Here is a 13,291-nt window from a genome sequence, read left to right as displayed (position 1 = left end):
CGGATAATCGCAAGCTTTTGTCACAAGGCTCAGCATGGACGCGCATTCCGCCTTCGTCGTGGTGATTCTCGGCCTGGTCGAGGGCATCACCGAATTTCTGCCGATTTCCTCCACCGGCCACCTCATTCTCGCCGCGAGCCTGCTCGGCTGGGTGAGCGACAAGGCCAAGGTGTTCGAGATCGCGATTCAAAGCGGCGCCATACTGGCGGTGATGTGGCATTACCGCGTGCGCATCGGCCAAGTGCTCACCGGGCTGGCCGCCGCCGAGCCCGCGCGGCGCGACATGGCCTGGCGCTTTGCCATCAACGTGCTCATCGGCTTCGTTCCGGCGGCGATTCTGGGCTTGCTGTTTGCCAGCGGCATCAAGCGCTGGTTGTTCGCCCCCGTGCCGGTGGCGCTGGCCTTCATTGCGGGCGCGCTGGTGATTTTCTGGGCGGAAGCCTGGCAGAAGCGATCCTCTCAACATGTGCGCGTCCACCATGTGGACGACATGCGCGCGGTCGATGCGCTGAAGGTCGGCATCGCGCAGGCGTTTGCGCTCATTCCCGGCACCAGCCGTTCGGGCGCCTCGATCATCGGCGGCATGCTGTTCGGCCTCAGCCGGGCTGCCGCCACCGAGTTCTCCTTTTTCCTCGCCATTCCCACCCTGCTGGCTGCCACCGTGTACGACCTCTACAAACACCGCGCGCTGCTCAGCCTGAGCGACGTACCCACCTTCGGCCTGGGCATGGCGGTGGCGTTCGTCTCTGCGCTGATCGTGGTGCGCTGGCTGCTGCGCTATGTTGGCGGGCACAGCTTCGTGCCCTTCGCCTGGTATCGGCTGGTGTTCGGCGCGCTGGTGCTGGTCACGGCCTGGGGCGGCTGGGTGAACTGGTCGGGCTGAGCACGACTTACTTTGCGGTGAACATCAGATCCCACACGCCGTGGCCGAGCTTGAGGCCGCGGCGCTCGAACTTGCTCGCCGGGCGCCAGACGGGGCGCGGGGCGTAGTCGGTGGCCGTGTTCGTCAGCCCGGGCTCGGCGCGCAGGACTTCGAGCATGTGCTCGGCGTAGGGCTGCCAGTCGGTCGCGCAGTGCAGATAGCCGCCGGGGTGCAGTCGGCTGACGGCCAGGCGGACGAATTCAGGCTGGATCAGGCGGCGCTTGTGGTGCCGCTTTTTCGGCCACGGATCGGGAAAGTAGATGTGCATTCCGTCGAGGCTGTGCGGCGCGATCATGTACCGCAGCACCTGCACCGCGTCATGCTGCACGATGCGCAGATTGGTCAGCTTCGCGGCGTCGATGCGTTGCAGCAGCGCGCCCACACCGGGCGGGTGCACTTCCACGCCGATGAAGTCGGTCTCGGGGCGTGATGCGGCGATCTGCGCCGTGGCGTCGCCCATGCCGAAGCCGATCTCCAGCACCCGCGGCGCGACGCGGCCGAACACGGCTGACCAGTCGGTGAGGGCGTCGGCATAAGGCACGATCCAGCGTGGCCCCAGTTCCGCCAGCGCGCGAGTCTGCGCCTGCGTGGTGCGCCCGGCGCGCAGCACGAAGCTGCGGATGCCGCGGCGCCGGGGCGCGTCGTCGGCGTCGGTTTCACAAGCGTGGTCGGGCGTCATGACGAAAACCGGCGTAAACGAAAAAAAGGGCAGAGGCGGGAAAAGGCGTCATCAAATGGAAAGACGAATACTGCGATCCAGCAGCCTGCCAGATCGGCGAGGCCGAAAGTCTACTGCGGTCATTTCCGGCCACAGGGTTGTCGCTGAGCACGCGCGGAGGTCATGTCACCTGGCTGCGGCAGCCACTCTTTCAAAGGGTATCGGCCATGGGTCGGATAATCTTCGGACACTGTGATCTGCAAACCGCCATGTCCCATCGACGCTGGACGCTGACCAACCGGATCGGTCTTTACGCCGCCGTGGTGCTGCTGCTTTCGCTGGGGGCCATCGGCGTCACGCTTTGGGCGTCGTGGAATCTGCAGGGCGGCGCCGCTGCGGTCAACGAGGCGGGTCGTCTGCGGATGCTGACTTACCGCATGACCCTGATGGCCGAGCGCGGCGATATCGCCGCCGTGGCGCAGAGTGCGGCGCAGATGCAGGCCAGCCTCGATCTGCTGCGCCGCGGCGACCCGTCGCGCCCGCTGTTCGTGCCCTGGAATGACGCGGTCAAGCAGCGCTACGACGCCGTGCTGGCGCAATGGCGCGCATTGCAACCGCGCTGGCTGCATGCGGCGGCGGACCAACGGGTTTCGCCGCCGGTTGCCGCGCACTTCGTCGCCACCATCGACGCATTCGTCACCTCGATCGAAAAGCGGCTGGATTTCTGGACCTCGCTGCTGTACACCCTGCAGTTCGCCATGGCCGCGATGATGGTGCTGGGCGCGCTGCTGCTGTTCTACGCGGCCTACCTGTTCGTGCTCGATCCGGTGCGGCGGCTCTCGCTTGGGGTCGAGGCGATCGAGGCCGGGAACTACAGCGCGCGCGTCGATATTGCGACCAACGACGAATTCGGCGACCTGGCCCAGGCCTTCAATGGCATGGCGGCGCAACTCGGGGGCGTGCATGCCGAGCTGGAGCAGCGCGTGCGGCAAAAGACGGCGGCGCTGAGCGCCGAACAACAGCGACTCGCGGCGCTGTATGAGGTCAGTGCGCTGGTGTCGAAGGCGCAGAGCCTGGACGAGCTGTCGCAGTCTTTCGTGCAGGTCGTGCGGCGCATCGCCGGAGCGGATGCCGCGGCCCTGCGCTGGACCGACGAATCGGCGCGCCGCTACCTGCTGCTGGCCTCCGATGGTCTGCCCGCGGCGCTGGCCGAGGAGGAACAGTGTCTGATGTCCGACACCTGCTTCTGCGGGCAGGCGCAGCATCACGACGGCCCGAAGGTCGTGCAGCTTCACCGGCGTCAGCCCGAGGGTCTGACGCCGGCAGGTCATGCGGCTTGCGAGCGTCTGGGCTATGCCACGCTGTTGAGCATACCCGTGCGGGTGCAGCAGCGGCTGCTCGGCGAGATCGATCTGTTCTTCCACACCGAGCAAACCCCCGATGACGCGCAGCATGCCCTGCTCGACACCCTCGCCGGTCATCTGGCCGCGGCGATGGAAAGCCTGCGCAGCGCCGCGCTGGAGCGTGAGGCCGCGGTATCGCGGGAGCGGGCCTTTCTCGCCCGCGAGCTGCACGATTCCATCGCGCAATCGCTGGCCTTCATGAAAATCCAGCTCCAACTGTTGCGCACTGCGCTGCAGGCGGGCAAGGTCGAGAAAATCGAACAGATCGTGGGTGAGCTCGATGTGGGCATGAAGGAAAGCCTGGCCGATGTGCGCGAGCTGCTGCTGCATTTCCGTACCCGCACGCAGGAGCAGGACATCGAGCCCGCGCTGCGCAGCACGGTGCAGAAGTTCGAGCTGCAGAGCGGGCTGCCCGTCGATCTGGTGTTTCACGGGCATGGACAGCCGCTCGACCCCGACGTGCAGATCCAGGTGCTGCACATCGTGCAGGAGGCGCTGTCCAACATCCGCAAACATGCCAGGGCCACGCAGGCTCGCCTGGTGGTGGACAGCCTGCCGCGCTGGCGCTTTGTCGTCTCGGACGATGGTCGTGGCTATGATGCTTCGGTAATGGCCCAGGATGGACAGGCTCATGTGGGTCAGCAGATCATGCGAGAACGCGCCGCCGCCATCGGCGGTCAACTGAGCATCGACGCCCGTCCGGACTACGGCGTGCGCGTCACCCTGGAACTGCCGGAATTCCCGGCAGCGTCCGGGCGCGCCACACCGATCACCGAGACCGCCCCGCATGCCACCTGACATCCGCATTCTGCTGGTCGACGACCATGCCCTGTTTCGCCGCGGCCTGGTGGCCTTGCTCGGCGAAGAGCCTGCCATGCAGGTTGTCGGCCAGGCGGGCGATGCGGGCGAAGCCATCCGGCTGGCCGCGCAGTTGCAGCCCGACATTGTTCTGCTCGACAACCACCTGCCGGGCGTGCGCGGCGTCGACGCCGTGGAAAGCCTGCGGCAGGCATCCCCGGCAAGCCGCGTGCTGATGCTGACTGTCAGCGAGGAGGCGGCCGACCTGGGCGCGGCGCTGCGCGCCGGAGCGAGCGGTTATCTGCTCAAGACCTGCGAGGCTGACGAATTGATTGGAAGCATCCGGCGCGCGCGGCGCGGCGAAGTCGTCATCGGCCCCGACATGGCCGCGAAACTGGCGCAAGCCTTCATCGTTCCGGAGTTGGCGGTTGGTCTCGCGAAAGAACAACCTCCGGTGGGCGCGGAGACGGAGAAATCGCCGCTCAGCCCGCGCGAGCGCCAGATCGCTGCCGCCATCGCCCGCGGCGCAAGCAACAAGGTCATCGCACGCGAACTCGACATCGCCGAAACCACGGTGAAGGTGCATGTGCAGAGTATCTTGCGCAAGCTCGACCTCGCTTCGCGGGTGCAGATTGCGGTCTATGCCAGCGAACATGGACTGTCGGGCTGATCTCCCTCTTCAGGGCTACACCATGCAAATCGCCGATTTCGCGGATTTCCTGCAAGCTGCCAAGCAACAGCCGCAGCCGCAACGCCTGTACTTTGTCTTTGCCACCATCGAACTGCCGGAAGACGCCAGTCCGGCGCAGCGCACCCGCCATGCGGCGGGCGGTGGCGGCGCGCTCGTTCCCGTCATGGCCGTGGACAAATCGCCGCACGATCTGCCGGACTTCGAGACCCTGGCCGAAGAGTCCAGATACACCGGCACGCCCTGGGACATGGTGTTTGTCACCACACAGACATTACCGAACGATAAGCTGCCCGACGACGCTCAGGTGGAGCAGACCCTGACCGAATTGATCGAGAGCATTCGCCTGGGTCAGATCGACCATTTTTTGACTTTCGACAAAGTCGGACGTATGGTGCGCCTGATCTGAATCCGCTGCACCGGGTATCCCTCGTTCTTTCGGAGTAGTTCGACAGAACAGGGCGTCCGACGCCTGGCTCCGTCTTCGAGTCGATACCGCAAAAGGTCGACGGCTCCTAGAGTCTTGCTTGTCAATCAAGGAGATTCATCATGAGCGCGACTGAGCAGCAACACAAGCGCGACGCCTGGTCGGTGCTGATCGTCAGCACCTGGGCGTTCACGGTGTGTTTCATGGTGTGGATGATGTTTGCCGTCATCGGCATCCCCATCAAGAAAACCCTCGGCCTGAGTGCCACCGAATTCGGCCTGCTCACCGCCATGCCGGTGCTCAGCGGTTCGCTGATCCGCGTGCCGCTGGGCATCTGGACCGACCGCTACGGCGGGCGCATCGTGTTTGCCGCCATCATGGCGGCCACCGTCATCCCCATCTGGATGCTGTCTTATGCCACGCAGTACTGGCAGTACCTGACCATCGGCCTGTTCATCGGACTGGCAGGCGGCTCGTTCTCGGTCGGCACGCCGTATGTGGCGCGCTGGTTCCCGAAGGAACGCCAGGGTCTGGCGATGGGCATTTTCGGCGCGGGCAACTCCGGCGCCGCGGTCAACAAATTCGTCGCCCCGGCCCTGGTCGTGGCTTTCGGCTGGACCATGGTGCCGCATGTGTATGCCGCGGTCATGCTGGGCACGGTGATCCTGTTCTGGGTGTTCAGCCGCCACGACCCCAGCCACGTGGTGCAGGGCCAGACGAGCTTCATCGAGCAGTTGAAGGCGCTGCGCGACCCCGGTGTGCTCAAGTACAGCCAGTACTACAGCATCGTGTTCGGCGGCTATGTCGCGCTGTCGCTGTGGATGGTGCAGTACTACGTCGGCGAATACAAGCTCAGCCTGCCCGTCGCCGCGCTGCTGGCCGCCGCGTTCTCGCTGCCCGGCGGCGTGCTGCGCGCGGTCGGCGGCTGGCTGTCCGACAAATTCGGCGCGCACAGCGTGACCTGGTGGGTGCTGTGGGTGAGCTGGGTGGCGCTGTTCCTGCTGTCCTACCCGCAGACACAGTTCACGGTGCAGACCACGGGCGGCCCGGCGACCTTCCACATCGGTCTGAACGTCTACGCCTTCACCACGCTGATGTTCATCCTCGGCATCGCCTTCGCCTTCGGCAAGGCGAGCGTGTTCAAGTACATCGCCGACGACTATCCGGCCAATATCGGCACGGTCTCGGGCATCGTCGGGCTGGCAGGTGGCATGGGCGGCTTTCTGCTTCCCATCCTGTTCGGCGCGCTGCTCGACCTCACCGGAATTCGCTCTTCGGCCTTCATGTTGATGTATGGCGTGGTCTCGGTGTCGCTGGTGTGGATGTTCTTCACCGAGGTTCGCCGCACCGACGTGTTCAAGTCGGCTTCGCTATCGCCCAACCCCAAAGCATCTGGAGGCGGCCTGTCGCAAGGCCAGCCCGCCGCTGCCGATCGTCATTGACACCCCAGGAGAAACGATATGTCCAGTCATGTCATCCAACATTGGAACCCGGAAGACCCGGCGTTCTGGAAAAGCGAAGGACAGATGATTGCGCAGCGCAATCTCTGGATTTCCATTCCGGCCCTGACCCTCGCCTTCGCGGTGTGGATGGTGTGGTCGGTGGTGGTGGTCAAGCTGCCGCAGGTGGGGTTCAAGTTCTCGACCAATCAGTTGTTCTGGCTGGCGGCGCTGCCCGGGCTGTTCGGCGCCACGCTGCGCATTTTCTATTCCTTCATGGTGCCGATCTTCGGCGGCAGGCGCTGGACGGCGATCTCCACCGCTTCGCTGCTGCTGCCCGCACTGGGCATCTACTACGCGGTGCAGAACCCTTCGACCCCGTATGAGATCTTCGTCATCCTGGCGCTGCTCAGCGGCTTCGGCGGCGGCAACTTCGCCTCGTCGATGGCCAACATCAACTTCTTCTTCCCTAAGGCGCAGAAAGGACTGGCACTGGGGCTGAACGCCGGGCTGGGCAATCTGGGCGTGTCCATCGTGCAGTTCATCGTGCCACTGGTCATCACTGCTGCGGTGTACGGCGTGCTCAGCGGAGATCCGCAAACGGCCGTGGTCGGCGACAAGACCACCCAGCTCTGGCTGCAGAACGCCGGATTCGTCTGGGTGCCGTTCATCATCGCCTCCACCCTGGCGGCCTGGTTCGGCATGAACGATCTGGCTGAGGCCAAGGCGTCCTTTGCCGATCAGGCCGTGATTTTCAAGCGCTCGCATACCTGGCTGATGAGCCTGCTCTACACCGGCACCTTCGGCTCGTTCATCGGCTATTCGGCGGGATTTCCGCTGCTGATCAAGTCGCAGTTTCCGGGAATCGACCCGCTCGACTACGCCTGGCTCGGGCCTTTCGTCGGCGCGCTCATTCGCCCGGTGGGCGGCTGGCTGGCCGACAAGGTCGGCGGCGCCCGCGTGACCTTCTGGAATTTCATCCTCATGGCGCTGGGTGTCGTGGCCGTGCTGTATTTCCTGCCGCAAGGCGGTGTGGGCGGCAACTTCACCGGCTTTCTCGCCGCGTTCATGCTGCTGTTCGCCACCACGGGCGTCGGCAACGGCTCGACCTTCCGCATGATTCCGGTGATCTTCCTCACCGATCGCAAGCGCGCCGCTGCCGGGCAGGGCGCCGCAGCGCAGGAGCAGGCGGTGAAAGACGCCAACAAGGAGGCAGCGGCCGTGATCGGCTTCACCTCGGCGGTTGCTGCCTACGGCGCCTTTTTCATCCCCAAGAGCTATGGCACGTCAATCTCCATGACCGGCGGGCCGCAGGCCGCGCTGTACGGATTCATCGCCTTTTATGTGCTGTGCGTGCTGGTGACCTGGTGGAACTACAGCCGCAAGAACGCCCCGATGCCCTGCTGACCCCCCTGAACCAACGGAGACCACAATGAGCCACTTTCTCGACCGCCTGACCCACTTCACCCAATCCCGGCCCAAATTTGCCGATGGACATGGCGAAGTCACCACCGAAGACCGTACCTGGGAAGACGCCTACCGCGGCCGCTGGCAACACGACAAGATCGTGCGCTCGACGCACGGCGCCAACTGCACCGGATCGTGCTCGTGGAAGATCTATGTGAAGGGCGGCATCGTCACCTGGGAGACGCAGCAGACCGACTACCCGCGCACCCGCCCCGACATGCCCAACCACGAGCCGCGCGGCTGTCAGCGCGGCGCTTCGGCAAGCTGGTATCTGTATTCTGCCAACCGGGTGAAGTATCCGATGGTGCGCGGCCGGCTGATGAAAATGTGGCGCGAGGCGCGCAAGACTCTCGACCCGGTGGACGCCTGGGCCAGCATCGTGCAGGACAAGGCCAAGCGCAGCCAGTACCAGAAACTGCGCGGCATGGGCGGCTTCGTGCGCGCGCACTGGGATGACGTGAACGAGATGATCGCCGCCGCCAACGTCTACACCATCAAGACGTATGGGCCGGACCGCATCTACGGCTTCTCGCCGATTCCGGCCATGTCCATGGTGTCGTATGCCGCAGGCGCGCGCTACCTCAACCTCATCGGCGCGGTGCCGGGCAGCTTCTACGACTGGTACTGCGACCTGCCGCCTGCCTCGCCGCAGGTATGGGGCGAGCAGACCGACGTGCTCGAATCGGCCGAATGGTTCAACGCCAACTACATCATGGCCTGGGGGTCGAATGTGCCGCAGACCCGCACCCCAGATGCGCACTTCTACACCGAGGCACGCTACCGTGGCGCCAAGACGGTGGCGGTCTCGCCCGACTACTCCGAGGTCGCCAAGCTCAGCGACGAATGGGTGCACCCCAAGCAGGGCACCGATTCCGCCTTGGGAATGGCCATGGGCCATGTGATGCTGCGCGAATTCCACTTCGGCGAGCACAAGTCGGACTACTTCATCGACTATTGCCGCAAGTACACCGACATGCCGCTGCTGGTGCGGCTGGAGGAGCGCGAGATCGCCGGGGGCCGCAGAGTGCTGGCGGCGGACCGCTATGTGCGCGCCAGCGACTTCGCCGACCGGCTCGGCCAGGCCAACAACCCGGAATGGAAGACCGTGGCGCTCAAGGCCGACGGCCAGATCGCGCTGCCGCATGGCTCGGTCGGCTATCGCTGGGGTGAACAGGGCGAGATGGTCGGCAAGTGGAACCTGGAAGCGCGCGACGCCCGCGATGGCGCCGACCTGCAGCTCGCACTCAGCCTGATCGACATGAAGGACGGCGTCGCCGAGGTCGGTTTTCCCTACTTCGGCGGTGTGCCTGCGGAGCATCACCCCGGCAATGTGCAGGACGACGTGCTGGTGCGCAAGGTGCCGTATCGCGTGCTTGAACTCGTCGATGCCGAAGGCCGGGCGCAGAGCGTGAAGGTGGCGTCGGTCTATGACCTGATGGCCGCGCATTACGGCATCGACCGCGGCCTGGGCGACGAACCCAACCCCTGCGCGAAAAGCTATGCCGACAACGTGCCCTACACCCCGGCGTGGCAGCAGCCCATCACGGGAGTGCCCGCCGATGTGGTGGAGCGCATCGCCCGCGAGTTTGCGACCAATGCGCACAAGACCCATGGAACCTCGATGGTCATCCTGGGCGCTGGGCTGAACCACTGGTACCACATGGACATGCATTACCGCGCCATCATGAACATGCTGATGATGTGCGGCTGCATCGGCGTGCCGGGCGGCGGCTGGGCGCATTACGTCGGGCAGGAGGCGCTACGCCCGCAACCGGGCTGGACCGTGCTGACATTTGCGCTCGATTGGGCCAAACCGCCGCGCCAGATGAATTCCACCAGCTTCTTCTACGCGCATACCGACCAGTGGCGCTACGAAAAGCTGGGCGTCGATGAAATTCTCTCGCCTCTGGCCGATCCCAAGGAATTCGGCGGCAGCATGATCGACTACAACGTGCGCGCCGAGCGCATGGGCTGGCTGCCGTCGGCGCCGCAGTTGGAGAGCAACCCGCTGCACCTGGCGCGCGAGGCGCGCAGCGCCGGGATGGACGCGAAGGACTATGTGGTCAAGGGTCTGAAGGACGGCAGCCTGCGCATGAGCTGCGAAGACCCGGATAACCCGGTGAACTGGCCGCGCAATATGTTCGTCTGGCGCTCCAACCTGCTGGGCTCTTCGGGCAAGGGGTCGGAATACTTTCTCAAGCACCTGCTGGGCGCGCAGAACGGCGTGCTCGAAACCGAACTCAGCGCCGCCGATGACCGCCCGCACGAGGTCAAGTGGCACGAGCAGGCGCCCGAAGGCAAGCTCGACCTGTTGGTGACGCTGGACTTCCGCATGAGCACCACCTGCCTGTTTTCCGACATCACCCTGCCGGCTGCGACCTGGTATGAGAAGAACGACCTCAATACCACCGACATGCACATCTTCATTCACCCGCTGTCGGCTGCGGTCGATCCCTCTTGGGAGGCGCGTTCGGACTGGGAGATTTTCAAGGGTTTCGCGCACAGATTCTCCGAGGTCTGCGTCGGCCATCTGGGGGTCGAGCAGGACGTGGTGCTCACCCCGATGATGCACGACACGCCAGCCGAGCTTGGCCAGGCCACCGCCGTGCATGAGTGGAAGAAGGGCGAATGCGAACTGATCCCCGGCAAGACGGCGCCGCAGATCACCGTGGTCGAACACGACTATCCCAACACCTTCAAGCGCTACACCTCGCTGGGGCCGTTGATGGACAAACCCAACGGCGGTCACGGGCATGGCATTTCTTGGGATGCGCGTGAGGAGGTGCAGGCCTTGGCAGAGCTCAACGGTACGGTGGTCGAGGAAGGGGCCACCAAAGACCGCCCGCGAATCATGACCGACATCGACGCCTGCGAAACGGTGATGATGCTGGCCCCCGAGACCAACGGCCATGTGGCGGTCAAGGCGTGGGCGGCGCTGTCGAAGATCACCGGGCGCGACCATACCCATCTGGCGCTGCCAAGAGAGCATGAAAAGATCCGTTTCCGCGACATCCAGGCGCAGCCGCGCAAGGTCATCACCTCGCCGACCTGGTCGGGCATCATCGATGAGAAGATTTGCTACAACGGAAGCTACACCAACGTCCACGAATACATTCCGTGGCGCACCTTGAGCGGCCGCCAGCAGTTCTACCAGGATCATGCGTGGATGCGGGCCTTTGGCGAGGGTTTTGCCGGCTACCGTCCTCCGGTCAACCTCAAGGCCGTGCAGCCGGTGCTGGGCAAGTTCGGCAACGGCAACAAGGAAATCGTGCTGAACTGGATCACCCCGCACCAGAAATGGGGCTTTCACACGACCTACACCGAAAACCTCGTCATGCTCACCCTCAGCCGTGGCGGGCCCTGCGTGTGGATTTCGGAGGATGACGCCAAGGAGGCAGGCATCGTCGACAACGACTGGATCGAGGTGTTCAACGCCAACGGCGCCATTGCGGCGCGCGCCGTGGTCAGCCAGCGGGTCAAGCCCGGCATGGCGATGATGTACCACGCACAGGAGCGCATCGTGAACACCCCGGCTTCCGAGGTCACCAAGGCGCGCGGCGGCATCCACAACGCGGTCACTCGCATCGTCACCAAACCCACGCACATGATCGGCGGCTACGCCCAGCTCGCCTACGGCTTCAACTACTACGGCACGGTTGGCGCCAATCGCGACGAGTTCTGCATCGTGCGCAAGATGGACAAGGTGGAGTGGATGGACGAACCCGCGGGACCGGCCTACAGCCACGAGCGCCCGCACCACATCGAACCGCAAGCCTGAGAGGGTGTGAACAATCCGCCATGACCGCTCATCACGTCCAAACACCCCCATTCGGCGTTGCAAATGCGCGCCGTGCCGACGGGCACGGCTGTGCTTTGCGTCTTGACTGGGGGCGTTTGGACGCGCTGCTCGGTCACGCCGGATTCATTCACACCCTCTGACCCCACGCCAACAGGAGAAATCTCATGAAAGTTCGCGCCCAGATCGGCATGGTGCTCAACCTCGACAAATGCATCGGCTGCCACACCTGCTCCGTGACCTGCAAACAGGTCTGGACCACACGCCCCGGCATGGAATACGCCTGGTTCAACAACGTCGAATCCAAGCCCGGCATCGGCTACCCCAAGGAATGGGAAAACCAGGACAAATGGAAAGGCGGCTGGACCCGCACCACGGGCGGCAAGCTGCAGCCGCGCCAGGGCTCGCGCCTGTCCATCCTGATGAAAATCTTTGCCAACCCCAACCTGCCCGAAATCGACGCCTATTACGAGCCCTTCACCTTCGACTACGAGCATCTGCACAAGGCGCCCGAGCTCAAGGCCGCGCCCACCGCGCGCCCGCGCAGCCTGATCAGCGGGATGCGCATGGAAAAAATCGAATGGGGGCCGAACTGGGAAGAGATTCTCGGCGGCGAGTTCGCCAAACGCAGCCGCGATGCCAATTTCGACGGCATGCAAAAGGACATTTACGGCGAGTTCGAAAAGACCTTCATGATGTATCTGCCGCGGCTGTGCGAGCACTGCCTGAACCCGGCCTGCGTCGCCTCCTGCCCTTCGGGGGCGATCTACAAGCGCGAGGAAGACGGCATCGTGCTGATCGACCAGGACAAGTGCCGCGGCTGGCGCATGTGCATCTCGGCCTGCCCGTACAAGAAGATCTACTACAACTGGGAAAGCGGCAAGTCGGAGAAGTGCATCTTCTGCTATCCGCGCATCGAAGCCGGCCAGCCGACCGTGTGCTCGGAGACCTGCGTGGGCCGCATCCGCTATCTGGGCGTGCTGCTGTACGACGCCGACGGCATCGAACAAGCCGCCAGCGTGGCCGATGAAAAGGATCTGTACGAAGCGCAGCTCGGCATCTTCCTCGATCCGCACGACCCGCAGGTCATCAATCAGGCGCGGCGCGACGGCGTGCCCGACGCCTGGCTCGATGCGGCCAAGCGTTCGCCGGTCTACAAGATGGCGATGGAGTGGAAGATCGCGCTGCCGCTGCACCCGGAATATCGCACCCTGCCGATGGTCTGGTATGTGCCGCCGCTCTCGCCCATCCAGACCGCGGTGCAGAGCGGCATGGTGAGCGACAACGGCGCGCTGCCCGATGTGTCGCAACTGCGCATTCCGCTGCAATACCTCGCCAATCTGCTGACTGCCGGCGACATCGCCCCGGTGCAGCGCGCGCTCGAACGCATGCTGGCGATGCGCGCCTATATGCGCGGCAAACATGTGGACGGAGCGGCCAACGTCGCCGCCATCGAACAGGTCGGCATGCCCGCAGACAAGGTGGAGGACATGTACCGCATCCTGGGCATCGCCAATTACGAAGACCGCTTCGTCATCCCGACCGCCCACCGCGAATACGCCGAGAACGCCTTCGACCTCAAGGGCTCCTGCGGCTTCACCTTCGGCAACGGCTGCTCGGACGGCGAATCCGCGCCCTCGCTGTTCAGCGGCAAGAAGCGTCGCACCTTTGCCATCAAAGCGGAGATGTAATC

At 64.4% G+C, this 13,291-nt stretch carries 9 protein-coding genes; 8 read left to right on the top strand and 1 reads right to left on the bottom strand.

Annotated elements, in window-relative coordinates:
- Nucleotides 1–34: 34 nt before the first annotated feature.
- Nucleotides 35–883, top strand: coding sequence for an undecaprenyl-diphosphate phosphatase (locus RBR52_RS11910; protein ID WP_320377486.1), 849 nt, complete (start codon nt 35–37; stop codon nt 881–883).
- A gap of 7 nt (nt 884–890) precedes the next feature.
- Here the strand turns inward: RBR52_RS11910 and trmB are convergent, their stop codons facing one another.
- The gene (trmB, locus tag RBR52_RS11905; RefSeq protein ID WP_320377485.1) at nt 891–1,601 is read right to left on the bottom strand and encodes a tRNA (guanosine(46)-N7)-methyltransferase TrmB; all 711 of its coding nucleotides are present in this window, start codon (nt 1,599–1,601) and stop codon (nt 891–893) included.
- 248 nt (nt 1,602–1,849) lie between these two features.
- Here trmB and RBR52_RS11900 point away from each other — a divergent pair, with 248 nt between their 5' ends.
- The 7 genes from RBR52_RS11900 to narH all read left to right on the top strand — a co-directional run bounded on the left by RBR52_RS11900 (nt 1,850) and on the right by narH (nt 13,289).
- Nucleotides 1,850–3,781, top strand: a complete 1,932-nt coding sequence (locus RBR52_RS11900; RefSeq protein ID WP_320377484.1) for a type IV pili methyl-accepting chemotaxis transducer N-terminal domain-containing protein — start codon at nt 1,850–1,852, stop codon at nt 3,779–3,781.
- The gene (locus RBR52_RS11895) at nt 3,771–4,451 is read left to right on the top strand and encodes a response regulator (RefSeq protein ID WP_320377483.1); all 681 of its coding nucleotides are present in this window, start codon (nt 3,771–3,773) and stop codon (nt 4,449–4,451) included. The genes RBR52_RS11900 and RBR52_RS11895 overlap by 11 nt, the downstream gene beginning before the upstream one ends.
- Nucleotides 4,452–4,473: 22 nt before the next feature.
- Nucleotides 4,474–4,878: a hypothetical protein gene (locus tag RBR52_RS11890; RefSeq protein ID WP_320377482.1), complete on the top strand. Its 405-nt coding sequence runs from the start codon at nt 4,474–4,476 to the stop codon at nt 4,876–4,878.
- 140 nt (nt 4,879–5,018) lie between these two features.
- Nucleotides 5,019–6,338, top strand: coding sequence for a nitrate/nitrite transporter (locus RBR52_RS11885; RefSeq protein ID WP_320377481.1), 1,320 nt, complete (start codon nt 5,019–5,021; stop codon nt 6,336–6,338).
- 18 nt (nt 6,339–6,356) lie between these two features.
- Nucleotides 6,357–7,742 (top strand): NarK family nitrate/nitrite MFS transporter, encoded by a 1,386-nt coding sequence (locus tag RBR52_RS11880; protein ID WP_320377480.1) that lies wholly within the window; start codon nt 6,357–6,359, stop codon nt 7,740–7,742.
- A gap of 25 nt (nt 7,743–7,767) precedes the next feature.
- Nucleotides 7,768–11,580 (top strand): nitrate reductase subunit alpha, encoded by a 3,813-nt coding sequence (locus tag RBR52_RS11875; RefSeq protein WP_320377479.1) that lies wholly within the window; start codon nt 7,768–7,770, stop codon nt 11,578–11,580.
- A 185-nt stretch (nt 11,581–11,765) separates the two neighbouring features.
- On the top strand, nt 11,766–13,289 hold the full coding sequence (narH, locus tag RBR52_RS11870; RefSeq protein WP_320377478.1) for a nitrate reductase subunit beta: 1,524 nt from the start codon (nt 11,766–11,768) through the stop codon (nt 13,287–13,289).
- Nucleotides 13,290–13,291: the final 2 nt, after the last annotated feature.

This window comes from Thiomonas sp. (assembly GCF_034007205.1).
In the GTDB taxonomy this organism is placed as follows: domain Bacteria; phylum Pseudomonadota; class Gammaproteobacteria; order Burkholderiales; family Burkholderiaceae_C; genus Thiomonas.
Note: the sequence above shows the minus strand (reverse complement) of the source record. Positions and strands in the feature narration are given on the sequence as shown.

Coding starts and splice junctions, on each gene's coding strand:
- trmB (WP_320377485.1), bottom strand. CDS start 1,601: ATGACGCCCGACCACGCTTGTGAAACCGACGCCGACGACGCGCCCCGG.
- RBR52_RS11885 (WP_320377481.1), top strand. CDS start 5,019: ATGAGCGCGACTGAGCAGCAACACAAGCGCGACGCCTGGTCGGTGCTG.
- RBR52_RS11910 (WP_320377486.1), top strand. CDS start 35: ATGGACGCGCATTCCGCCTTCGTCGTGGTGATTCTCGGCCTGGTCGAG.
- RBR52_RS11895 (WP_320377483.1), top strand. CDS start 3,771: ATGCCACCTGACATCCGCATTCTGCTGGTCGACGACCATGCCCTGTTT.
- RBR52_RS11890 (WP_320377482.1), top strand. CDS start 4,474: ATGCAAATCGCCGATTTCGCGGATTTCCTGCAAGCTGCCAAGCAACAG.
- RBR52_RS11880 (WP_320377480.1), top strand. CDS start 6,357: ATGTCCAGTCATGTCATCCAACATTGGAACCCGGAAGACCCGGCGTTC.
- RBR52_RS11875 (WP_320377479.1), top strand. CDS start 7,768: ATGAGCCACTTTCTCGACCGCCTGACCCACTTCACCCAATCCCGGCCC.
- narH (WP_320377478.1), top strand. CDS start 11,766: ATGAAAGTTCGCGCCCAGATCGGCATGGTGCTCAACCTCGACAAATGC.
- RBR52_RS11900 (WP_320377484.1), top strand. CDS start 1,850: ATGTCCCATCGACGCTGGACGCTGACCAACCGGATCGGTCTTTACGCC.